This window comes from Citrobacter freundii complex sp. 2024EL-00216, assembly GCF_043945515.1.
Lineage (GTDB): Bacteria > Pseudomonadota > Gammaproteobacteria > Enterobacterales > Enterobacteriaceae > Citrobacter > Citrobacter portucalensis.
In genome coordinates, this window is the sequence record NZ_JBIMRA010000006.1 from 180,253 (window position 1) to 204,112 (window position 23,860).

Consider the following 23,860-nt stretch of genomic DNA (forward strand, 5'->3'; position numbering starts at 1 on the left):
CACTGGCGCGGCTTGACGCGTGATTTACCTCTTTGAGAGTAATTTTTTTGTCACCATTTGTTGATCTAACTCACGAAAATATCTTCAGTGTATGGAAATTGGTGTGATAACTTTGTCAACATCAAAACATAAGCAATCTGACGCACTCGTTGAGAGGAAGACGATAATGACCCCGTTTATGACTGAAGATTTCCTGCTGGACACCGAATTTGCCCGCCGTCTGTACCATGATTACGCCAAAGACCAGCCGATCTTCGATTACCACTGCCATTTACCACCGCAACAAATCGCTGAAAACTACCGTTTTAATAACCTGTATGACATCTGGCTGAAGGGTGATCACTACAAATGGCGTGCGATGCGTACTAATGGCGTCGCTGAGCGCTTGTGTACCGGCGATGCGTCCGATCGCGAGAAGTTTGACGCATGGGCCGCCACGGTTCCGCACACTATCGGTAACCCGCTGTACCACTGGACCCACCTCGAATTACGTCGCCCGTTTGGTATTACAGGTAAGCTGCTGTCTCCTGCGACTGCCGACGAAATCTGGAACCAGTGCAACGAGCTGCTGGCGCAGGATAAATTCTCCGCGCGCGGCATCATGCAGCAGATGAATGTGAAAATGGTTGGTACCACCGATGACCCGATCGACTCTCTGGAGCATCATGCGGCCGTTGCTAAAGACGGAAGCTTTGATGTGAAAGTGCTGCCGAGCTGGCGTCCGGATAAAGCCTTTAACATTGAGCTGGCGACCTTTAATGACTACATGGCGAAGCTTGGTGAAGTGTCTGACACGGATATCCGCCGCTTCAGCGATCTGCAAGCTGCACTGACCAAACGTCTGGATCACTTCGCGGCTCACGGCTGTAAAGTTTCTGACCACGCGCTGGACGTGGTGCTGTTTGCCGAATCTAACGAATCTGAACTGGATAGCATTCTGGCGCGTCGCCTGGCGGGTGAAACCCTGAGTGAGCATGAAGTTGCCCAGTTTAAAACCGCCGTGCTGGTGTTCCTTGGTGCGGAATATGCTCGTCGCGAATGGGTACAGCAGTACCACATCGGCGCGCTGCGTAATAACAACCTGCGCCAGTTCAAACTGTTGGGCGCGGATGTTGGCTTCGACTCCATCAATGACCGTCCGATGGCTGAAGAACTGTCCAAACTGCTGAGCAAGCAGAACGAACAGAACCTGCTGCCGAAAACCATTCTCTACTGCCTGAACCCGCGTGATAACGAAGTGCTGGGCACCATGATCGGCAACTTCCAGGGCGAAGGTATGCCGGGCAAGATGCAGTTCGGTTCCGGTTGGTGGTTCAACGATCAGAAAGACGGGATGGAACGTCAGATGACGCAGCTGGCCCAGCTCGGCCTGCTGAGCCGTTTCGTCGGCATGCTGACCGATAGCCGTAGCTTCCTGTCATACACGCGCCATGAATACTTCCGTCGCATTCTGTGCCAGATGATTGGCCGTTGGGTTGCTGCAGGTGAAGCACCGGCAGATATCCAGTTGCTGGGTGAGATGGTCAGAAATATTTGCTTTAACAATGCGCGTGATTACTTCGCCATTGAACTGAACTAAGGCCCGGGTGAAGGTATGCAATACATCAAGATCCATGCGCTGGATAACGTCGCGGTAGCGCTCGCTGATTTGGCTGAAGGAACCGAAGTCACCGTTGATGGGCAGGCGGTAACCCTGCGTCAGGCGGTCTCTCGTGGCCATAAATTCGCTTTACGCGATATTGCGAAAGGCGAAAACGTCATTAAATACGGTTTGCCAATTGGCCATACGCTGGTGGACGTTGCGGCGGGTGAGCATATTCATGCTCACAACACGCGCACCAATCTGAGCGACCTGGACACGTATAGCTACCACCCTGATTTTCAGGCGGAAGTTGCACAATCGGCGGATCGTGATGTGCAGATCTACCGTCGTGCCAACGGGGATGTTGGCGTGCGCAACGAACTGTGGATCCTACCGACGGTAGGCTGTGTTAACGCCATGGCGCGCCAGATGCAGAACCGTTTTCTGAAAGAGACTAACGACGCCGAAGGAATCGACGGCGTGCATCTCTTCAGCCACACCTACGGCTGTTCACAGCTCGGCGACGACCACATTAACACCCGCACCATGCTGCAAAACATGGTTCGTCACCCGAATGCGGGTGCGGTGCTGGTGGTTGGCCTTGGTTGTGAAAACAACCAGGTTGATGCCTTCCGCGAAACCTTAGGCGAGTACGATCCTGAGCGCGTTCACTTCATGGTCTGCCAACATCAGGAAGACGAAGTGGAAGCGGGGATTGAACATCTTCACCAGTTGTACAACGTGATGCGTAACGATAAGCGTGAGCCGGGTAAACTGGGCGAGCTGAAGTTTGGTCTGGAATGCGGCGGCTCTGACGGCCTGTCTGGTATTACCGCCAACCCGATGCTGGGTCGTTTTTCTGACTACGTGATTGCTAACGGCGGCACCACCGTACTGACCGAAGTACCGGAAATGTTCGGCGCCGAGCAACTGCTGATGGACCACTGCCGCGATGAAGAAACCTTTGGCAAGCTGGTCACCATGGTCAATGACTTCAAGCAGTACTTCATTGCTCACGACCAGCCGATCTACGAGAACCCATCGCCGGGTAACAAAGCGGGCGGTATCACCACGCTGGAAGATAAATCTCTCGGCTGCACGCAAAAAGCAGGCTCCAGCCAGGTGGTGGACGTACTGCGCTACGGCGAACGTCTGAAGACGCATGGTCTGAATCTACTGAGCGGACCGGGTAACGATGCGGTGGCGACCAGTGCCCTGGCGGGCGCGGGCTGTCATATGGTGCTGTTCAGTACCGGTCGCGGTACGCCGTACGGTGGTTTTGTGCCGACGGTGAAAATTGCTACCAACAGCGAGCTGGCGGCGAAGAAAAAGCACTGGATCGACTTTGACGCTGGACAGTTGATCCACGGCAAAGCGATGCCGCAGTTACTGGAAGAATTTGTCGATACCATCGTCGAGTTCGCCAACGGCAAGCAAACCTGCAACGAGCGGAATGATTTTAGAGAGTTAGCGATATTTAAAAGCGGCGTAACGTTGTAGTAAATACCTGATGGTACCTGCATGCAGGTCTGCGCAAACCGTAGGCCTGATAAGCGCAGCGCCATCAGGCACAAACCGTTGCCGGATGGCGGCGAACTCGCCTTATCCGGCCTACGAGATAGAATTGGGGTTGCTTGCATGACCGCGTATTGGCTGGCCCAGGGCGTAGGTGTCATCGCCTTTCTGATCGGCATTACCACCTTTTTCAATCGCGATGAGCGCCGGTTCCGGCTGCAACTCGCCGTCTATAGCGCCACCATCGGCGTGCATTTTTTCCTGATGGGGGCCTGGCCTGCGGGAATGAGCGCAGAACTCAACACCATCCGCACACTTGTCTCAATGCATACCCGCAAACTGTGGGTAATGACCGTTTTTATTGTCCTCACCCTGGTTCTCGGGCTGGCGAAATTACAGCATGCGATGGAACTGTTGCCGATAATTGGCACGCTGGCCAGCACCTGGGCGCTGTTTCGCTGCAAAGGGTTAACCGTGCGCTGCGTCATGTGGTGCGCAACCGCCTGTTGGGTTACCCATAATTTCTGGCTGGGGTCGATTGGTGGGACGATGATCGAAGGGAGTTTTCTGGTAATGAACGGTCTGAACATTATTCGTTTCCGGCGAATGCAAAAACGCGGAATTGATCCGTTCAAAATTGAAAAAAGCGTACAAGAAGAGAACCCCTCCGCCCGATGACGGAGGGGCGTAGGGATTAGCCGCGCAGGGCGTTATTTGCCAGACGCTCGTCTTCTGCCTGGCAGGCTGCAGCGGTAAACAGGACGTCTGTAGAAGAGTTCAGCGCCGTTTCACAGGAATCCTGCAATACGCCGATGATAAAGCCAACGGCAACAACCTGCATGGCGATGTCATTCGGGATACCGAACATGTTGCACGCCAGCGGGATCAGCAGCAGAGAACCGCCCGCCACGCCCGATGCACCACAGGCACACAGCGAAGCCACCACGCTCAGTAACAGCGCCGTCGGTAAATCAACCGGAACACCCAGCGTATTCACCGCCGCCAGCGTCAGTACGGTAATGGTGATCGCCGCGCCCGCCATATTGATGGTGGCGCCCAGCGGAATAGACACCGAATAGGTATCACGATCCAGATTCAGCTTCTCACACAGTGCCATGTTCACCGGAATATTTGCCGCCGAACTGCGGGTAAAGAAGGCATACACGCCACTTTCACGCAGACAGGCCAGCACCAGCGGATACGGGTTACGGCGAATTTTCCAGAAGACCAGCAGTGGGTTGACCACAAACGCCACCAGCAGCATACAGCCTACCAGTACGGTCAGCAGTTGGGCGTAGCCCCAAAGCGTGGCGAAACCGGTGGTTGCCAGCGTAGAGGAGACCAGACCAAAGATACCGATTGGCGCGAAACGAATCACCAGTTTCACCATAAAGGTGACGGCGTTGGACATATCATTGACCAGATTTTTGGTCGTTTCATTACCGTGGCGCAGTGCAAAGCCCAGACCAACGGCCCATACCAGAATACCGATATAGTTAGCGTTAAGCAGGGCATCAACTGGGTTAGAAACCATGCTCATCAGCAGGCTGCGCATCACTTCAACAATCCCGGACGGCGGTACGATATCCCCCGCGCTGCTGGAAAGATGCAGTGTTGATGGGAAAGCAAAGCTGAAGACAACGGCGGTTAATGCCGCTGAAAATGTTCCGAGCAGGTAGAGGAACAGAATGGGGCGGATATTGGTTTTTTGTCCGTGCTGGTGGTTGGCGATAGAAGCCATCACCAGCATCAGAACCAGAATTGGCGCGACGGCTTTTAATGCGCCGACGAACAGCGTACCCAGCAAACCAACGGCTTCAGCCGCAGGTTTTGACACCAGTGCCAGTAAAATCCCCAGTACCAAACCGATCAAAATTTGTTTAACCAGGCTCCCTTGCGCCAAACGCGAGAGCAGCCCCGATGAACGTTGCGTAGTCATGTAGTAATCCTTTCATTGTGTTGTTGCCTTACCTTTGTGCGTTCTGTTGACGCATCTTTCAGGATCGGGCAAATGTTTGCATGGCTGAGTATAAGGAAAGAACGCGGTTCGGGAAGCGAAATATCCTGGATTCCGCGTTGAGATCATATTTTATAACTTTGGGTTAACATTATTTTGACATGATAAACAAAAAGCCCGACGCACGCAGTGTGCTGTCGGGCTTTTCAGCTAGCAGATGAAACTTACTGTATTTGCTGCTTTTTATCGTGCTGGTGGTTGACCCACGCGTTAACAACCAGCGTCACAAACAGAATGCCAAATACCACGCCTAACGAGATAGCGATCGGGATATGGTAGAAATCGACGATCAGCATCTTAATACCGATAAACACCAAAATGACCGACAAGCCGTACTTCAGCATGGAGAAACGCTCCGCCACGCCCGCCAGCAGGAAGTACATCGCACGCAGACCCAAAATAGCAAACAGGTTCGAGGTCAGCACGATGAACGGGTCGGTGGTCACGGCAAAGATAGCCGGAATACTGTCGACGGCAAAAATCACATCGCTCAGCTCAACCAGAATCAACACCAGCATCAGCGGCGTAACAAACAGCAGGCCGTTTTTACGCACGAAGAATTTTTCATCTTCGATGGTATCGGTCATGCGCAAATGACCGCGTAGCCAGCGTACTAACGGTCTGTCGCCAATACCGGAGGCATCTTCTTTCGCCAGCGCCATCTTCACGCCGGTAAACAACAGGAACGCGCCGAACACGTATAACAGCCACTCAAACTGGGTGATAAGCCAGCTGCCCGCGAAGATCATGATCGTACGCAGCACAATCGCACCCAGCACGCCATACACCAGTACCCGACGCTGCAACGCAGGCGGTACGGAGAAGTAGCTGAACAGCATCAACCAGACAAAGACGTTATCTACCGCCAGTGATTTTTCGATCAAATAGCCGGTAAGGAACGCCAGCGCCTGTGGGTCGGCAACGGCGCGCCCCTGGGTTTCCGCCAGGTACCACCAGAAGGCGGCGTTAAACAGTAACGAGAGCGTTACCCAGACGATAGACCAGGCTGCAGCCTGCTTCATTGACATCGTATGCGCGCCACGACGCCCCTGCAACAGCAGGTCGATGGCCAGCATAATTACTACTACGACAGCGAAGCCACCCCATAACAACGGTGTGCCGACAGTATTCATTGTATTTCCCCATGCATAAAAAAAACGGCCAACGCCGAATGACGTTAGCCGCTGCTTTTTATGCATAGACCTTGCCATTCGGCAAGGTCTCACTTACAACAACAAAGGAATACGGTGGCGTATTCCTTTGCTATCGCCCGGTGACCGGATGTGGTTTTTCACACATCGTAATGACGATCAACCGACAACGAAGTTACTCCCCTTTGCGGGTTACAAAATATTACAGGCCATGCTTTCAGTCAATGGCCTGCAACATTCGTTTTACACACCTTTACGCAGTCAGCGATGTTTCCGCTTCGTCTGCCGGGAAAACCACGCCGGTCTGGCGGCGAATCTCCGTTTGCAGTTTGGCGGTGATACGGCTGACGGCCTGTGCCGGGTGATCCACTTCGCCGGATTCAACCAAATGGGCAAAAGCCTCTGCCTCATACAGCATAGTATTGATGTGTTGAGGCGTCGTCAGATCCTGCGTTTTCCCACCGCGTGGCACGAAGCACACCTTTTGGCATTCGGAGATATGCTCGATGACCAGCGATCCCGACTCGCCCTGAATTTCACTGGCTAATACCGAGTCGCTTACTTTTGAGTGCTGGAGCGTAACGCTGAAATTACCGTAATTCAGCACTACCACGCCGTGGGCATCCACGCCACTTTCCAGCAGGCTGGCGCTGGCCTGAACGCTCTGCGGTTCGCCCCACAGCGCAACCGCCGAGGCCAGGCAGTAAAAACCGATATCCATAATCGAGCCATTGGAGAACGCCGGATTAAACGTGTTCGGATTTTCACCGTCCAGATAGCGCTGGTAACGCGAGGAGTACTGGCAGTAATTGATAAACGCTTTCCTGATTTTTCCTACTCTGGGTAGTGATTGCTGTAACAGCAGGAAATTAGGCAGGTAGGCGGTTTTAAACGCTTCAAACAGCACGACCCGATTCTCACGCGCGCAGGCGATAGCGGCTTCGGCTTGCGCCAGATTGGAGGCCAGCGGCTTTTCGCAAATAACATGCTTTTTGTGCCGCAAAAACAGCTCGGTCTGCGGGAAATGCAAAGAGTTTGGACTGGCTATGTAGACGGCGTCGATCGCCTCGCTTTGCGCCATCGCTTCCAGCGAGGTAAACAGATGTTCGACAGGGTAATCGTTGGCGAAGGTCTGCGCCTGCTCAAGGCTACGAGAATAGACTGCGGTTAACTTATACTTGCCGGTTTCATGGGCGGCATCGACAAACTGGCGGGTGATCCAGTTTGTGCCAATTACTGCGAAACGTATCATAAAGGCCTTCAGGCTGCGAAAAGGGATTCTTTCGTCAATTTAGCATGCCCTGAAGACAAAGCCAGTGCGCGACTACGCAGTTTGCTTTAACGATTGTTGCGTTAACCACAGGCGGGTATCGAACTCCAGTTGATGATACTGAGGCTCCATATGACAGCAAAGCTGGTAAAACGCTTTGTCGTGCTCTTTTTCTTTCAGATGCGCCAGTTCATGAACGACGATCATGCGTAAAAAGGGTTCCGGGGCGCTGCGAAACACGGTGGCGACGCGGATCTCCGCTTTGGCTTTGAGCTTACCGCCCTGCACGCGAGAAACGGCGGTATGCAGCCCCAACGCATTATTCAGAACGTGGATCTTACTGTCATACATGACTTTATTCAGCGGCGGGGCGTTACGCAGAAACTGATTTTTCAGATCCTGAGTATATTGCCAGAGCGCTTTGTCGGTCGCGAAGTCATGCGTACCCGGATAGCGCTTCTCCAGCACTGCGCCCAGGCGCTGCTCAGCAATCAGCGTTCTCACTTGAGAAAGCAAATGTTCCGGGTAGCCCTGGAGGTAAGTTAGTTGGTTCATTCATGTCCACGCAAATCATAAAAGTGTATACTCACGCACCCTTTTCAGGGATACGCCGAAATTTTACCATTCAGGAGGGCCGATGAGCCACATAGACAACGGTTTCCGTTCGCTGTCACTTAAACGTTTCCCGGAAACGGATGACGTTAACCCGCTGCTGGCGTGGGAAGCTGCAGATGAATATCTGCTGCAACAGCTGGACGATACCGAGATTAGCGGCCCGGTGCTGATCCTGAATGATACCTTCGGCGCGCTGGGCTGTGCGCTGGCGGAACATACGCCGTACAGCATCGGCGATTCCTATCTTAGCGAGCTTGCCACGCGCGAGAACCTGCGTCACAACGATATTGCCGAGTCGAGCGTCAAGTTCCTCGACAGTACCGCTGACTATCCGCAGGCGCCGGGCGTGGTGCTGATTAAGCTGCCAAAAACCATGGCGCTGCTGGAGCAGCAACTGCGTGCGCTGCGCGAAGTGGTAACGCCAGAAACGCGCATCATCGCCGGGGCAAAAGCGCGTGATGTACATACCTCGACGCTGGAACTGTTTGAAAAAGTGTTGGGTCCAACCACCACTACGCTGGCGTGGAAAAAAGCCCGATTGATCAACTGTACGTTCAGCAAACCGGAGCTGGCCGCTGCCTCGCAAACGCTAAGCTGGAAGCTGGAAGGCACCGACTGGACTATCCATAACCACGCCAACGTCTTCTCCCGTACCGGGCTGGATATCGGCGCGCGCTTTTTTATCGAGCATCTGCCGGAAAACCTTGAAGGGGAGATTGTTGATCTCGGTTGCGGCAACGGCGTCATCGGTATGACGCTGCTGGCGAAAAATCCAGAAGCCAGTGTGGTATTTGTTGATGAATCGCCAATGGCGGTGGCTTCAAGCCGCCTGAACGTGGAAAGTAACATGCCTGAAGCGCTGGATCGCTGCGAGTTTATGATTAACAACGCGCTGTCTGGTGTTGAACCGTTCCGCTTTAACGCTGTGCTGTGCAACCCACCGTTCCACCAGAAGCACGCGCTGACGGATAACATTGCCTGGGAAATGTTCCACCACGCCCGTCGCTGCCTGAAAATCAACGGTGAGCTGTATATTGTGGCTAACCGTCACCTCGACTACTTCCACAAGCTGAAGAAGATATTCGGCAACTGCGTGACCATCGCCACCAATAATAAATTCGTGGTGCTGAAAGCGGTCAAAACCGGTCGTCGTCGGTAATAGCGGGTGCCGGATGCGGCTAACGCCTTATCCGGCCTACGAAATACATCCTGTTAAATTTCCAGTGCCAGCCTGGTGCCTTGCGCAATAGCGCGTCGGGCATCCAGTTCCATCGCCACATCGCAGCCGCCGATCAGATGCACCGTTTTACCTGCCGCGTGCAGCGGATCGACCAGCTCACGGCGCGGCTCTTGTCCGGCACAAATCACCACGTTATCCACGTTAAAGATCACCTGTTCACCGTTCAACACAACGTGTAACCCATCATCATCAATCTTCTGATAGCTGACTGACGGGATCATTTTCACGCCGCGTGAGAGCAGGGTGGCGCGATGGATCCAGCCCGTCGTTTTACCTAAACCTTGCCCCGGTTTGCTGGCTTTGCGCTGCAGCATCACTATCTGGCGCGGGCTGCGGGATAAGTGCGGGCCTTCCGGGCGTAAGCCGCCAGGCTGTTGCAGGCTGGTGTCGATCCCCCATTCCACGCAGAACTCCGCAATGTTCTGGCTGGTGGGTTCACCGGGCTGACTCAGATACATTGCGGTATCAAAACCGATCCCGCCGCAGCCCACGATCGCCACGCGTTTACCCACTGGCGTCTTATCGCGCAGAACGTCGAGATAGCTCAGCACTTTAGGATGATCGATCCCCTCGATCGGCGGCATGCGTGGCTCGATCCCACTGGCAAGGATCACTTCGTCGAAGGTGTGCAGATCGTGTGCGCTGACAAAGTGATTCAGCTTCAGCGTCACGCCAGTTACGTCGATCATCCGACGGTAGTAGCGCAGGGTTTCATAGAATTCTTCTTTGCCAGGGATCTGTTTGGCGATATTAAACTGCCCGCCAATCTCGCCATGTGCGTCAAACAGCGTCACGTGATGCCCGCGCGCTGCGGCATTAATGGCGAAGGCGAGGCCCGCAGGACCCGCACCGACAACCGCCAGGTTCTTTGGCACAGCTGCCGCAACAATCGGCATTTTGGTTTCATGGCAGGCGCGCGGATTGACCAGGCAAGAGGTGACTTTGCCGACGAAGATCTGATCCAGACAGGCCTGGTTACAGCCGATACAGGTGTTGATCTCATCCGCTCGTCCGGTTTGCGCTTTTGACAGCAGTTCGGCATCAGCGAGGAACGGACGGGCCATCGACACCATATCGGCATCGCCACGGGCCAGAATGTCATCGGCGACCTGGGGATCGTTAATGCGGTTGGTGGTGACCAGTGGGATTGTCACATGCCCTTTCAGCTTACGCGTCACCCAACTAAACGCACCGCGCGGTACCGGGGTAGCGATAGTGGGAATACGTGCCTCATGCCAGCCAATACCGGTGTTAATAATGGTGGCCCCCGCGGCTTCTATAGCCTGCGCCAACTGAACGGTTTCGTCGAAGGTTCCGCCGTTTTCCACCAGATCGAGCATCGACAGGCGGAAGATAATAATAAAGTCATTCCCGGCACGCTGACGTACCGCTCGCACCACCTCAACGGCAAACCGCATGCGGTTGGCATACTCACCGCCCCATTGGTCATCGCGCTGGTTGGTACGCAGTGTCAGGAATTCGTTGATGAGATACCCTTCCGACCCCATCACTTCCACGCCATCGTAGCCCGCTTCCCGCGCCAGCTGTGCGCAGTGGGCAAAATCTTCAATCAACTGCAGCACTTCATCGTGCGTTAATTCATGTGGCGTAAAGCGGTTAATGGGGGCCTGAATAGCAGAAGGCGCCACCAGATGCGGCTGGTAGCTGTAACGTCCGGTATGCAGGATTTGCAGGGCGATTTTGCCGCCTTCATCATGCACAGCATCGGTAATGACGCGATGGTGAGCAAGCTGGCTGGTGTCGTTCAGCATCGCACCGCCTTCCATCCCCACGCCGGAAAGCGCAGGCGCAATACCTCCACTCACAATTAACGCTACGCCGTGACGAGCGCGCTCGGCGTAGAACGCGGCCAGCCGTTCTGCACCATCGGGATACTCTTCCAGCCCGGTATGCATTGAACCCATCAGCACGCGGTTTTTAAGCGTGGTGAAGCCTAAATCGAGCGGGGCGAACAGCGACGGATAGCTCATAAAGGTGTCCAGTATGTAAAATTATTGTTATGTGGTCGGATGAGTTAATAATTTAGCCGTCGCCGCGTAAAAGGGAAAAGGGGAATGCCGTGATTGTGATGGGATTCAAAAAAGGAGTGGAGCCAGAGGACGAATATGCCGGATATCGGTGCAAGCACCTAATCCGGCCTGTGAAAATGTGTCTTTGTAGGCCGGATAAGCGAAGCGCCATCCGGCGTTATGTCACAGATTACTGTTTTTTAAGAAAATCGTTATACAGCATATAGAGATGCGCCGCGCTCCAGGAGAAATTCGGTGCGCCCTGCTGTGCTCCGGTCAGCGGGTTATAGTTTTCCTGAATCGGACCGTCAGCGGTGAGGCCTTTGGCGTGGCTGAAGAAGGTATCCGCCAGTTTTAACGCGTCATCGCGATAGCCGTAACGCTCCATCCCTTTTAGCCCGAACCAGAACTGATCCACCCAGACGCGCCCGCGCCAGTATATATCCGCACCAAAAGCCGGGTTGGTCAGCGCCGCTGTGCCAAGTGGGACAAAGGTGTTGAACTCTTTGGGGTCGAGCATCACCTTAACCACTGCGTCCGCATGGGGCTGCGTTGCTGCGCCGTTAAACAGCGGCGACCAGCCTTCCGGCCCTTTGCCACGTTCGACGATCGGTTTACCCGCGCAGCCGTTTGCCAGCGGTTGGTCCTCAATACGAACGTCATAAAAGAATTTTGTTGCCGGGTCGAACATGCAGGTGTTGATGTAATCTGCGAGGTTTTGCGCCAGTTGGCGATAGCGCTGCGCCTCTTGGTGTTTGCCGAGCAGGGTCGCCATCTGCGCCAGATAATGGTTGTCGCTGTACATGTAGCTGGCCTGATCGACTGACTCCTGCAACAGCGAGTAACCCAGCAAATTACCGTCTTTACTGCGGTTTTCGGCAAATTTCACCACCCAGTCGCTGCGTTTTCCACCGCCCGCGACGTATTTATCCAGTTGATCTTTATCGATAAAACCGAATACAGCCGCATCGTCACGACCGGACTCCCACGAGGCGGCAACCTGTGCTGGGATCTCCAGGCCGTCATACTGACCCTTATCGATCACGGTGGCGTAGTTGTTAAGCCCGGAGAGCGTTTCTTCCTTGTCGCCTTTTTTCACCGTAAACAACATTTCGCCGCGGTCAGTATTGTGGGCTTTATCGCGGGTAGCACCGTATTCCGGCACGCCGTTGCCGTTGTGATCGCGGTTACGCAGCCACCAGTCGTGATACGCAACCAGCTTTGGATACATCTCTTCGAGCCAGGCCTTGTCTTTGGTAACGTTGTAGACCTCCATCACCGACCACGCCGCCAGGCTGGGTTTGGTGTTGCGCTCGTTCCAGTTACCGCCGTCGCCGCCGCGTTCCGGGCTGAGATTCCAGGCAATCAGGTCGGGAATGAATCCGGCATCCTGCGGGCGAACCGGATCACCGGGTTTAACCTGCCATGAAAAGACGGCGCGAATATTCTCTTTGGCGATCTCCGGGTTAAAGTGCGCCATAGCGAAGGCCTGCTTCCAGGTGTCCCACGGCCAGGTTTGGTTGCCGGAGAACCAGCGGCCGGTGACCGATGGCGTCACGGTATTGTGTTTTACCGCACCGCCTGGCGAGCGCCAGTTGCCGTTTAGCGTTTCAATAGCTTTTACCGCGACCCGGGTTTGTTCCGTTGTGGCATCCGGGTTGGTTAAGCCTTTTTGCAGATAATCTGCCCAGCGCTTTTGTGATGCAGCAAGATACCAGGCCGGGCGCGCCAGAATATCGCGGATCTGCGGCTGCTCTTTCGCTACATCCTCGGCGGTAAGCAGATGAGACCAGGTGGTGTAAATAGTTGTCGAACCGCTGATATGGGCCTTCCCCGTAAAGCGATGACCGTTAACCGTGGTTTTCATAGCGACAGATTTATGCACCTGATACTCCGACTCACCGGAGGTGAGCAGATCCCAGGTTGAGCGCACTTTGCCGAAGGTGACTTTCAGACCGTCGTGCGTGGCGGTGATTTTGCGCTGATAGCCAGGGAATTCGCTATCAATGGTTTTATCCGATAGCGCTTTTCCCTCTTTGGCTTCCAGTTTCTCCAGCAGCTCGCCGTCCCACACCAGATCCAGCGGCGTGTTGCTGGTGATTTTGGTTTCCAGCAGCGAGGTGCGCGGGCTGGCAAAACGCAGCGTCATCTCTATTTGCACATGCTTAGATGACAGCTTTTGCACCAGCGCGCCGGGAATGCTGTAGGCCTCAAGCGCGAAATCGACCTTTTTACCGTGCTGGTACACCGTCAGACGGTCAAAATTATTGGCCATAAAATTGATGTATTCTTCGGTCAGCAACGCCACGCCTGGAAAGCCGCCCATCGTTGCAGGGCCGTCCGGGAGCAAATGACCGTGCCAGGCGCCAAGATCGAAAAATGGATTAAAGCGCTGGTGGTCGTCGTGATCGTAGTCATGCATGTAGCCCGGCGCACCGGTGCGATTAATGATGTTTTTAAAGTCGTTAGCACTGGCGGCATGTGCGGAGAAGTTCATCAGCAGAATACAGGCCAGCGGCGTAAGAATAGGTTTCATGTTCATGGTATTCCGGTCCTTGTTACCAATAGAAATATTGCATCAGGAAGATTTGGTCGCTCGGGTCGCCGGATGCATTCTGCATATAGAACCGACTGTCGAAGGCGGTAGCGAAACGGCCGCCGCCGTATTCATACCAGATACCGAACTGCATAAAGGAAGTGGTTTCGTCCTCGGCGCGATCCGGTTGGTGTTTGGCGTAGCTATAAGCAGTGGAGAGGTAAACGCCTTTTAGCGCTTCATACATTGCGCTGACCATATAGCCGGTTTCGGTGCCGGACACATCCAGCCCGTCGGCGCGGCCCGTGTGGTGCCAGGCGCGGGCGGCGAAGTTGGGCGAAAGGATGCCGGTCAGGAACAGCTGTCCGGTACCATCTGTGATCTCCAGGCCGTTCATCCAGGTTACGCCTTCAGTCAGGTCGTACTGGATATAGCCGTTCATCATGGCCGGATAGGTATATTTATCGTCGTAGCGATCGTATTTACCAAAGTGCAGCCAGGCTTTGCTCTCGTCGTGGTGTCCGGCGGGCGTTGCTGTCACGCTGTAGCGCAAAGGACCGGTCAGGTTTTGCACCTTAATGGCAGTCATGATGTCACGGGTGTTGGGAATAACGTAGCCCAGGTCTGGAGTGAAATCCCCCCACCATTGCAGGTCATCCAGCGAAGAGTCCTGGCGCAGGCTGAGCATCAGCTCCGTTCCGTCATTGGTACGATAACCGCCGTAAAAGCGGTTGATCCCGCCCTCGAATCCGCCCCAGCTATGGTCAGGAACCCAGGCATTGCCCTGATGGTCGGCCTGTACGGTCCAGCCCTCGCCGTAGATCAGACCAAACCAAGAGCCGTGTTTTATCTCCAGGCCACCTTCTATATAGGTACCATCACTGTATTTATGTTTGTCTTGTCCTTCTAAATCCATATATCCTCCCATGCCCAATTCGCCATAAAAGCGAATTGAGGGGGAAGATATTTCTGGTGTTTTCGTGTCGTCGTGTTCTGCAGGGCGAACTTCTTCTGCACCCAGAGAGGAGACGCAGAAAAAGGGCAGGGCAATAATTGCCCTGCAACAATGGCTAATGTTTTTCATGCTTCGATCCTAAGCAAATAAAATATAATTTTTATTGTTATATACCCGTCATACTTCAAGCTGCATGTGCGTTAGCTACGTTCGTTCACCCCAGTCACATAGTTATCTATGCTCCTGGGAATTCACTCACTTGCCGCCTTCATGCAACTCGAATTATTTTGGTTATAGCCTTGGCGAATATTGTTTATTGTTATTATGTTTTAGTCATTAATTGATATCTGAAGCAGGGGCTGCCTCAATAGCTTTTTCTTCTTTGGTTAGCCCTTTGATATATTTACTGTATTTCCACCAGGCAAAACCGAGGAAAATAACAATCCCACCGACGTTATAGAAAATAATGGTCATGATATTGCCGCCGGTTGGGAAGGTAGAGGCAATAAATCCGATGGTGAAAAGAATGATCAGCATCGACACTACAACAATGCCGGTTTTTTGCGAACCCATACGGAAGTCGCGCGGTAAGTGGTCCAGTTTTGCACGCAGATTCAGGTAAGCCAGCATAATAAACAGCGGCGGCAGCATCGAGGCGGCGGCGGTCATGTTGATGATGGTGTTCATTAAATCCTGCACGGTATTGGAGCCGAGCGTCGGGATAATCATCAGCGGGATAACGATCAGGAACTGGATCCATGCTGCACGGGCCGGGACGCCGTTTTCATTCAGTTCGACGGTTTTTTTACCGAAAATACCCGCCGGAATTTCAGAGAAGAAGATCTTCACCGGCGTTGCGGTCCACATCAGCAGGGAGCCGAACATCGCGGTAAAGGAGACCAGGCCGACAAAGCGGTTCACGACCAGCTCCGGCAGGCCGAAATATGCCGCCAGGCCGTGGAATACCTGCACCGAACCACCGGTAAACTTCAGCTCTTTGCTGCTGACGAAGACGTTGATTAGCACCGAGGAGATGGAATAGAGCACGCCGATAAAAATCCCGGCAATGATAATGACCTTCACGAATGATTTGGAGCCGCCCTTGACGTCGTTGACGTACACCGCCACCGACTCCGCGCCGCCTGCCGCCATAAAAATCCAGGTGGTGATACCGAGGAAGGCCCAGTTAAAATTCGGGATCATTGCGTCTACGGTGATAGGGTCAGCAGGCTGTACGCCACCAACCAGCGCCGTACCTGCCAGTAAAATATAGGACAGCGTCAGCAGCAGCATCAACGTGGAGGTGACCGAGGTAATCGGCCCTAACATTTTTGCACCATTGGTCGAAACCCAGGTGGAGAAGGCAAACAGCACCATACTTAACACGGTGGTTGCGAACGGCGTCAGAATGTATTCGTAGCCTAAAAAAGCATATGAGGCGTAGGCAATAACGCGGGGCAAAAGCGAGGTAAAAAAGAATAGGTTAACGAACCAGTAGGTGTAGGCAGTAATAAATGCCCAACGTCCACCCAGCGAACTTTTTACCCATGCGTAGACACCGGCTTCGGAGTTTTTATTCAGCGAAACAAATTCGGCGATGATTAAGCAAAACGGAATAAAGTAGAAAATCGTCGCGAGGAAAAACATCGGTGCGGATGCCAGACCAAGCTCAATATTATTGTTGATTACGTTATTAAAACTATAAACCGCGGCAAAGGTGAGTGAAAGTAAGCCGAACTTGCCGATGGTATTACGTTTGGTATCAGACATAGCACATCTCCGATTCCTGATTATTATAGGGTACTGGCGGCGCAACGTCGGCGCCGCCTGTGTTTTTATTTATTATGAAAATAACCATCTTCGATGGTGACTTTGAGTACGACTTTTTTCACTGCGTTATTACAAATAAAACGATAGGCTTCATGGTTGTCACAAATAACCATTTGTCCTTCGTGCACTTCGACGGTTTTTCCACAACCTTTCAGATATTCGCGATCGGTTTCATCGCGATAATATTCAACCACCTGGAGATCCTCTTTGGCGGCATACTCTATTTTTTGCTGCCCTTGCAGGTAGTAATGGATCTCAAAATAACGACGATGACCGGTAAACAGCGCATCGGTCGCGGAGTCTGTCTCCACGCGGTAGCTCAGGGAATCACCGATAGAGTGGGCGACGCCTGGCTGAATATTGTCAATATTTTCAATGGCCTCGACGCAGCGTTGCCATTTCCGACCTGAAGCATAGCGTTGCTGGAACTGCTCTAAGTTGTCGATGATCCTCATTTTGTATTCTCGCTGTGCATATTCGTGGAAAAGAACCCGGTGCCAAAGGCGCGGTTGGCGGCGGTTTGAGCGCCAGATTCGCTGCCGGAAACCGGCAACAACGTGAAGCCGTAGCTGAATGACGTAAACCAGACGCGCCAGGAATCGAGCACTTCACTTCCCCACGAGTTGGAACCTAAGCCCAGCAACTGGTGGTCCAGATTCAGGGTGATGTCATCGCTACGCTGTAGCGCGTTGCAGTGTTGTGCGGCAAAGATATTTTCCGGCGTATAGCGCCAGGCGCTCAGGTTGACAGGGCGCTGCGGGACCACCAGCAGGCCGTTGCCGTGGCGGTTGGTTAGCGTTGCCCAACGCACGTCCTGACGATTGCCGTTGTTTTGCGGGAAAGGATAATTTTCGAACATCTCATCCACGCTGCTGCGCCAGATGTCGATGATGTTGGCCTGCTGGCTATCGGCATAGTTTTCACCGGGACCACGTCCGTAATACGCCACCTGGCCCAAATCACCGTTGATGCCCATCGTGAAACCGATGCACGGAATAATGTCCCGGTACTCGCCGTAAGGCTGGCCAGAAAGTTCCACATTCAGCTGACCGTCCGCGGCAATGCGCCAGCGATAGGTGCAGCGCATACCGAAATCGAATACCGGCGGGGCGATAATGGTCTGGCTGGTTATCAGCAGCGCATCATCCGTTTGCTCAAGGGTAAATTCGCGCAGATGCTCCTGCATAATCTGTAAATGATTCGGCTGCCAGAGGCCTTCGAACTCTTGCTTGTGGTTATCAATGGTCGGTTTGAAGAAATTAATCTTAGGCTCGCGGGTAATCAGCTCTTCGCCATTGACGTTCCAGGCGATCGGTTTACCGGTCAGCTTTGAGAAGGTCAGATGGAAGTTATAACCGCGAACGGTGCAGCTCTGACGGCTGTCTTCCAGCGTCAGAGGGGTGGCGTTTTGCAGGCTAAACGGTACGGCAGCCGCCGTTCTGGCCTTCAGCGGGAACTGATAAGTCGCGATGTGATGCCCGGCTTCGCTGTATGACGTACGGGAATCTTTTGTCACGGTGACGTTAAGGAACGCTTCGCGCGCATCCAGCTCCGGCAGTGCACATTGCAGCAGCGCGTCGCTGTTGGGAGGAACGTCGCGCAGTTTTATCTGCTGAACAGAGAGCGTATCTCCTTCGGCGCGAACCTCAATATGCAAGGTGTAGTCGTCAAGCGTGGTGAACCAGAGTTTGTTTTCTACCCGTAGCTCGCCGCGGGCCAGATCCTGTGCGCGCACTTTCACCGGCGCAATTACCTGCTTGTACTCTTTCAGTCCCGGTCCTGGGGTTTGATCGGAATAAATCAGGCCATCAAGGCAGAAGTTGTAGTTGTTCGGATAGTCGCCGTAGTCGCCGCCATATTTGTACCAGACGTTGCCGTCGTCATCTTTAGCCTGAATCCCGTGATCGCACCACTCCCAGACATAGTGCCCCTGAATGCAATCATGCTGATAGAAGACGTTCTGATATTCCGTTAGCCCGCCGGGACCGTTGCCCATGGCGTGAGCATATTCACAGATGATGCGCGGTTTAGGATGCGGATATTCACCAAACTCATTCATCAGCGGCACGCGGGTGTACATGGTGGAGATGATATCCACCACTTCAGCGTCACGATCTTCTTCGTAATGGATCAGACGCGTGTCATCCAGCGCTTTCGCAGCGTGATACATGGCGCGGATGTTACAGCCGTATCCGGATTCGTTACCGAGCGACCAGATGATGATCGAAGGGTGATTTTTCTGCGCATGGACGTGGCGCACGATGCGCTCAACGTAGACATTTTCCCACAGTGGATCGTCGGTGATCCGACTGATATCGCCGATATTGGCGAAGCCGTGAGATTCAACGTCTGTTTCGGCCATCACGAACAGGCCGTAGATATCGCACAATTCATAGAAACGCGGATCGTTCGGGTAATGGGCGGTGCGTACGGAGTTGATGTTGTGCTGCTTCATTAACAGCAGATCTTTTTCAACACGATCCATACCGACCGCGCGGCCCTTAAGATGATCGTTATCGTGGCGGTTAACGCCATGCAGCATCACGTAGCGGTTATTGATGTAAAACAGACCGTCGCGAACTTTAATATCGCGGAATCCAACGCGCTGTGGCACGACCTCAAGGATGTTGCCGCTGGCATCTTTCAGCGTCATCACCAGATGGTAGAGATACGGCGATTCCGCAGACCACTGCTGCGGCGCGCTAACCTTGAAATGAAAAGCGGTCTGCGTTTGTTTATCCACCTTCAGGGTGTTAATCACACCGCTATGCAGCGCCTTCTCACCGTCAAACAAGGTGTATTCCAGCGACGCTATCGCTGGCGTGGAGGCCAGGTTTTCCAGCGCAATGTCGCAGGAGAGGGTGGCGTCGCGATAGTCATCATCGAACTCGGTGCGAACGGTAAAATCCTGAATGTGGGTCGCCTGTTTGCCGACCAGATAGACGTCGCGGAAAATTCCCGCCGACCACCACATATCCTGGTCTTCAACGTAGGTGGAATCAGCCCATTGCATTACGCGAACGCACAGCAGGTTATCACCGGTCTTCACCACCGCGCTGATATCAAATTCGGCCGTCAGGCGACTGCCTTTGCTGAAGCCAACGTACTGACCATTCACGTAAACTTCGAAGTAGGTTTCTACGCCATCAAACTTAATCAGCGTCTGTTTGCCCTGCCAGCCTTCGCTGAGGGTGAAAATACGCTGATAGGCCCCGGTGGGGTTATTGGTCGGAACGTAGGGGACATCAATCGGGAAAGGAAAACCTTCGTCGGTATACTGCAGCTTGCCGTGTCCTTCCATCTGCCACATGCCGGGGACGGTGATGCTGCCCCAGTCACTCATAAACTGCGACGTAAAGGCTTCCGGCACCTGCAGCGGATGCTCAAAGAACTGAAAATTCCACTGACCGCTTAGCAGCTGAAAGAGACTGCTGGTTTCGCGGGCAAACGAGCGAGCCTGCGCAACGGAGTCGTAAGAGAAAAAATATGCGCGTGGCGCCAGTCGATTTTCGTGGGTGAGCTGAATGTTTTCCCAGCGATTCATAAGGCCTCCCGGTGGAGAAAAATCGGAACCATTCATTGTAATGGTGGGTAAGTGTAATTGATGGTGATTTTAGTAAAAGTTTTACTAAAATATAGCGGGTGAGGTGATTTACTTTAACTGGATCACGAAAATAATTCGGACGCGGAAAAGAATGCATGACAATGCGCGCCCGGCATCAGAAGAAACCGGGCGGGTTAACGGGGGATTTCAGCGGGTGGTGCCGCGCAGTTTCAGCTTGCTGGGAACAAAAACCAGCAGGGGGAGCGCACGCCCGTCACGGGCTTTTTCGAACAGCAGGTTGACGCCCTGACTGCCCATCATTTCCGAATGAATGCGAACGGTGGAAAGCGGAGGAAAGGTGAAACGCGCCGTTGGGATATCATTAACGCTAATCAGCGAAATATCCTGCGGAATATTCAGACCACGCTCGTGGATGGCGCGCAGAACGCCAATGGCAATCGAGTCTGAAGCCACAAACAGGGCGCTGGGATAGTCGGGTTTCGCCAGCATTTCTTTAGCCAGTTCATAGCCTGATGAACTGGAGAAACCGCCGCGATAGATATCCTGTTCAGAAACGACCTGCTGTAGACGACCGTATTCGACAAACGCGGCTTCGCGGATATCGGCCTTGCCTGGCTGGTCTTCGCCACCGATGAAACCAATGCGGGTGACGCCCTGGGCAATGAAGAAGTCGATGCTCTCTTTGCTGATGCGTGCCAGATCGATATCGACGGCATCATATTCGCTGCCGGATTCATGGAAATCGATAAAGCAGATGTTGTCGGTAAGCGCTGTTGCCGCCTCGCGCAGAGCGGGAGAAGGTTTGCCGACAATAAGAATGCCGGTAATGTGTTTGCTCTCCGGCAGACCACTGTGCTCATAGCAGTTGGTCAGTTCGATCCCGAGTTTCTCACACTGGGTTTCAATCCCATGGCGGATCGCGAGGTAGTAAGGATCGTTGATTTCCAAATCTTGCTGATAGCTGTAGAGCGCCAGAATATGCTGGGGGCCGAGCGCGCTGGTCTGGTTCTTTCGGGCGCTGCTGGTTTTGTACTCCAGCTTTTCCGCGATCTCCAGAATGCGATGCTTAGTCTCTTCTTTTACATTCAGCGTGGGGTCATCGTTTAAAACCCGGGACACTGTCGCCAGGGACACGCCAGCTTCGATTGCGATGTCTTTAAGTGTTGCCATGTTTGCCTTTTCCCTGAGTTACCTGCGCATTGTAAATGAAGTGCTTATCTATTCATCTGTTTTCAGTAAAAAAAGCATGATTAATTGACATGCTCGGGGTAAAACTGGGCTTTCAGAGTGTGATGAGTACGTCATTTTCCCGCTTTTGAGAACAATGCCCGGAAAATATTTTGCTAGTATTTAGTAAAATTTTACCAAAGGAGAAAACAATGGATACCGTCTCATTTGCTGATTTTGCCCGAATGGAAATACGTGTTGGAAAAATCGCACAGGTAAAGCGCCATGACAATGCCGATAAGCTGTATATCGTACAGGTAGATGTGGGAGAGCGTACGCTGCAAACCGTAACCAGCCTGGTGCCTTACTACAGTGAAGAGGAGTTGATGGGCAAAACGGTGGTGGTGCTGTGTAATCTGCAAAAGGCCAAAATGCGCGGTGAGACATCAGAGTGCATGCTGCTGTGTGCGGAAACCGACGACGGTAGTGAAAGCGTACTGTTGACGCCAGAACGCCTTATGCCTGCTGGTGTGCGGATTGTTTAAGTTAGGCTAATTGCCGGATGGCGGCTACGCCTTATCCGGCCTACAAAAGAGTGTCTTCTATAGGCCGGGTAAGGTTGTTACATTTGCTCCACGCTCACCCGTAATGCTGCCAGGGCTTTGCGCGTCGATCGCAATACCAGATCGCATTGCTCGATCGTTAACGTCAACGGCGGTTCGATGCGGATCGTCTTTGCATTGTTAAGCGTGCCGGCAACCAACACCCGCTGGCGGAACATCTCACTGGCAAAGTTGTAGCCGATTTCATTATCGACAAACTCAATCGCCATCAGCATGCCCTTGCCGCGAACATCATGTACCAGGTCCGGGTATTCCCGCGCAAGCTGACGGAAACCATCCAGCAACATATCGCCTTTCTGCTCCGCCTGAGCCGGTAAATTTTGCTCCAGCAGGACGTTAATGGTGGCCAGCGCAGCTGCACAAGCGAGCGGGTTGCCGCCAAACGTGGTGGTATGCAGGAAAGGATTGTCGAACAGGACGGAGAACACCTCTTCGGTGGCAATGGTCGCGCCAATGGGCATCACACCGCCGCCCAACGCTTTGGCCAGACACATAATGTCGGGTTGCACGTTTTCGTGTTCGCAGGCGAACATCTTGCCGGTACGCCCCATGCCGGTTTGCACTTCGTCAAGGATCATCAGCGCGCCAAACTCATCGCAAAGTTTACGAACGGCGGTCAAATAACCTTGCGGCGGCAGGATCACCCCTCCTTCACCCTGGATCGGCTCGAGGATCACAGCTGCGACATCGTCACCGGTCTTTTTACACTCGCTGAGCATGGTGCGCATTGCGTTAATATCGCCAAACGGCACATGACGGAAGCCCGGCAGCAGCGGCATAAAGGGTTTACGGAAGGTGGATTTAGCCGTAGCGGACAGCGCGCCCAGTGATTTACCGTGGAATGCGCCGCTGGTGGCAATAAACGTAAATTTACCGCGCGGCGATTGATATGCTTTCGCCAGCTTCAAGGCGGCTTCAACCGACTCGGTCCCGCTGTTACAGAAAAAACTGTATTTCAGTTTACCGGGCGCCAGTGCGGCGAGGGTTTTTGCCAGCATGGCCCGCAGAGGGTCAAGTAACTCCTGGCTGTGTAGAGGTTGTTTCGCGAGTTGATTCTGTACGGCGGAAACCACGACTGGATTACGGTGCCCCACGTTGAAAATTCCAAAACCACCCAGGCAATCGACGAACTCCTGCCCCTGGGTGTCGACAAGCGTATTAAGGCTTCCTGCTTGCCATTCTACGGCTCCGTAATCCCCGCCTGCAGTTACAGATTTTCGATACTCTAAGAACCCCGGATTGACATGCTCCTTGAAGTACTCAATCACCTCTCGGTTTAACGATTTCATTTCCTCATGATCAAGCGTGCGCTTTTCGATGAGATTCAGTGCGTGTGCGCTGCAGGCCAGGGCCGATGCGCTGGAAGGTAACCTGTTCAAAATATGCTCCCGGAGCTCGCGTATCACATGATACTGAATTAAGTATTGCAGGGATTGCGCCATTCCGGCGCGCTTCGCAAAAATCGGGATAAACACCAGGAAACATCTCATTTGCGCAACATTTAATGCCGTGCTTTAACATTTGCTGGCATTTTGCCCAAGTAAGGAGCCTGAAAACAGATCGAATAAACGCAAATTTGCGCTAAAAATGGGCAATATTTGCACTGTGACGGTGCGCTGGTAGAAGTGACGTTGAATAGTTACCAGATGAAAGTATTTTAAATCAATGGATTAGAATGCGTACAGATTTTGAGGTTTAATCGCAAATTGCGATCTAAATCAAATTTAACAACTAAAGATAAAAAAATTATCGCCGAAATAACAT

Annotated in this window: 17 protein-coding genes; 5 read left to right on the plus strand and 12 right to left on the minus strand. The window is 53.1% G+C overall.

Translation table 11 applies throughout. The features are described from left to right. Window positions 1–166: 166 nt before the first annotated feature. The 3 genes from uxaC to ACHHZ7_RS10140 all read left to right on the plus strand — a co-directional run bounded on the left by uxaC (window position 167) and on the right by ACHHZ7_RS10140 (window position 3,775). Window positions 167–1,579 carry a glucuronate isomerase gene (gene uxaC / locus ACHHZ7_RS10130; RefSeq protein ID WP_003024811.1) on the plus strand — a complete coding sequence of 471 codons (1,413 nt, stop codon included), beginning with the start codon at window positions 167–169 and terminating at the stop codon, window positions 1,577–1,579. Between the two features lie 15 nt (window positions 1,580–1,594). Next, window positions 1,595–3,082 carry a UxaA family hydrolase gene (locus ACHHZ7_RS10135; protein ID WP_395149016.1) on the plus strand — a complete coding sequence of 496 codons (1,488 nt, stop codon included), beginning with the start codon at window positions 1,595–1,597 and terminating at the stop codon, window positions 3,080–3,082. A 138-nt stretch (window positions 3,083–3,220) separates the two neighbouring features. Then, the gene (locus tag ACHHZ7_RS10140; RefSeq protein WP_060683770.1) at window positions 3,221–3,775 is read left to right on the plus strand and encodes a YgjV family protein; all 555 of its coding nucleotides are present in this window, start codon (window positions 3,221–3,223) and stop codon (window positions 3,773–3,775) included. Between the two features lie 16 nt (window positions 3,776–3,791). On the opposite strand, the gene sstT is transcribed toward ACHHZ7_RS10140, so the two are convergent. From sstT to ACHHZ7_RS10160, 4 genes are all read right to left on the minus strand, one after another. Continuing rightward, window positions 3,792–5,036, minus strand: a complete 1,245-nt coding sequence (gene sstT / locus ACHHZ7_RS10145) for a serine/threonine transporter SstT (protein WP_032945076.1) — start codon at window positions 5,034–5,036, stop codon at window positions 3,792–3,794. Between the two features lie 242 nt (window positions 5,037–5,278). Beyond that, on the minus strand, window positions 5,279–6,247 hold the full coding sequence (locus ACHHZ7_RS10150; protein WP_048216385.1) for a TerC family protein: 969 nt from the start codon (window positions 6,245–6,247) through the stop codon (window positions 5,279–5,281). Window positions 6,248–6,518: 271 nt separating this feature from the next. Then, entirely contained in the window at window positions 6,519–7,517 is a 999-nt protein-coding gene (locus ACHHZ7_RS10155; protein ID WP_060683156.1) for a Gfo/Idh/MocA family protein, read from the minus strand. A gap of 72 nt (window positions 7,518–7,589) precedes the next feature. Then, window positions 7,590–8,090 (minus strand): M48 family metallopeptidase, encoded by a 501-nt coding sequence (locus tag ACHHZ7_RS10160; RefSeq protein ID WP_003828546.1) that lies wholly within the window; start codon window positions 8,088–8,090, stop codon window positions 7,590–7,592. Window positions 8,091–8,172: 82 nt separating this feature from the next. On the opposite strand from ACHHZ7_RS10160, the gene rlmG reads away from it, so the two are divergent. Next, a complete protein-coding gene (gene rlmG / locus ACHHZ7_RS10165; RefSeq protein ID WP_008785866.1) occupies window positions 8,173–9,309 on the plus strand; it encodes a 23S rRNA (guanine(1835)-N(2))-methyltransferase RlmG in 1,137 nt (378 codons plus the stop codon). Window positions 9,310–9,362: 53 nt separating this feature from the next. Here the strand turns inward: rlmG and ACHHZ7_RS10170 are convergent, their stop codons facing one another. The 7 genes from ACHHZ7_RS10170 to ebgR form a co-directional block, all read right to left on the minus strand. After that, entirely contained in the window at window positions 9,363–11,381 is a 2,019-nt protein-coding gene (locus tag ACHHZ7_RS10170; RefSeq protein ID WP_032945075.1) for an FAD-dependent oxidoreductase, read from the minus strand. Between the two features lie 229 nt (window positions 11,382–11,610). Beyond that, the gene (ygjK, locus tag ACHHZ7_RS10175; protein ID WP_060683157.1) at window positions 11,611–13,962 is read right to left on the minus strand and encodes an alpha-glucosidase; all 2,352 of its coding nucleotides are present in this window, start codon (window positions 13,960–13,962) and stop codon (window positions 11,611–11,613) included. A gap of 16 nt (window positions 13,963–13,978) precedes the next feature. Then, entirely contained in the window at window positions 13,979–15,040 is a 1,062-nt protein-coding gene (gene ygjJ, locus ACHHZ7_RS10180; protein WP_192463948.1) for a protein YgjJ, read from the minus strand. 207 nt (window positions 15,041–15,247) lie between these two features. Beyond that, window positions 15,248–16,681, minus strand: coding sequence for an amino acid permease (locus ACHHZ7_RS10185; protein ID WP_060683158.1), 1,434 nt, complete (start codon window positions 16,679–16,681; stop codon window positions 15,248–15,250). A 65-nt stretch (window positions 16,682–16,746) separates the two neighbouring features. Beyond that, window positions 16,747–17,196, minus strand: coding sequence for a beta-galactosidase subunit beta (locus ACHHZ7_RS10190; RefSeq protein WP_003828536.1), 450 nt, complete (start codon window positions 17,194–17,196; stop codon window positions 16,747–16,749). Continuing rightward, window positions 17,193–20,285 (minus strand): beta-galactosidase subunit alpha, encoded by a 3,093-nt coding sequence (gene ebgA / locus ACHHZ7_RS10195; RefSeq protein WP_060683159.1) that lies wholly within the window; start codon window positions 20,283–20,285, stop codon window positions 17,193–17,195. The genes ACHHZ7_RS10190 and ebgA overlap by 4 nt, the downstream gene beginning before the upstream one ends. A gap of 207 nt (window positions 20,286–20,492) precedes the next feature. After that, complete coding sequence (ebgR, locus tag ACHHZ7_RS10200) at window positions 20,493–21,476, minus strand: transcriptional regulator EbgR (protein WP_032945068.1); 984 nt, start codon at window positions 21,474–21,476, stop codon at window positions 20,493–20,495. Between the two features lie 209 nt (window positions 21,477–21,685). On the opposite strand from ebgR, the gene ACHHZ7_RS10205 reads away from it, so the two are divergent. Next, window positions 21,686–22,018: a tRNA-binding protein gene (locus ACHHZ7_RS10205; protein ID WP_060683160.1), complete on the plus strand. Its 333-nt coding sequence runs from the start codon at window positions 21,686–21,688 to the stop codon at window positions 22,016–22,018. A gap of 77 nt (window positions 22,019–22,095) precedes the next feature. Here ACHHZ7_RS10205 and ygjG read toward each other — a convergent pair whose 3' ends face one another. Next, complete coding sequence (gene ygjG, locus ACHHZ7_RS10210) at window positions 22,096–23,475, minus strand: putrescine aminotransferase (RefSeq protein ID WP_167371260.1); 1,380 nt, start codon at window positions 23,473–23,475, stop codon at window positions 22,096–22,098. Between the last annotated feature and the right edge of the window lie 385 nt (window positions 23,476–23,860).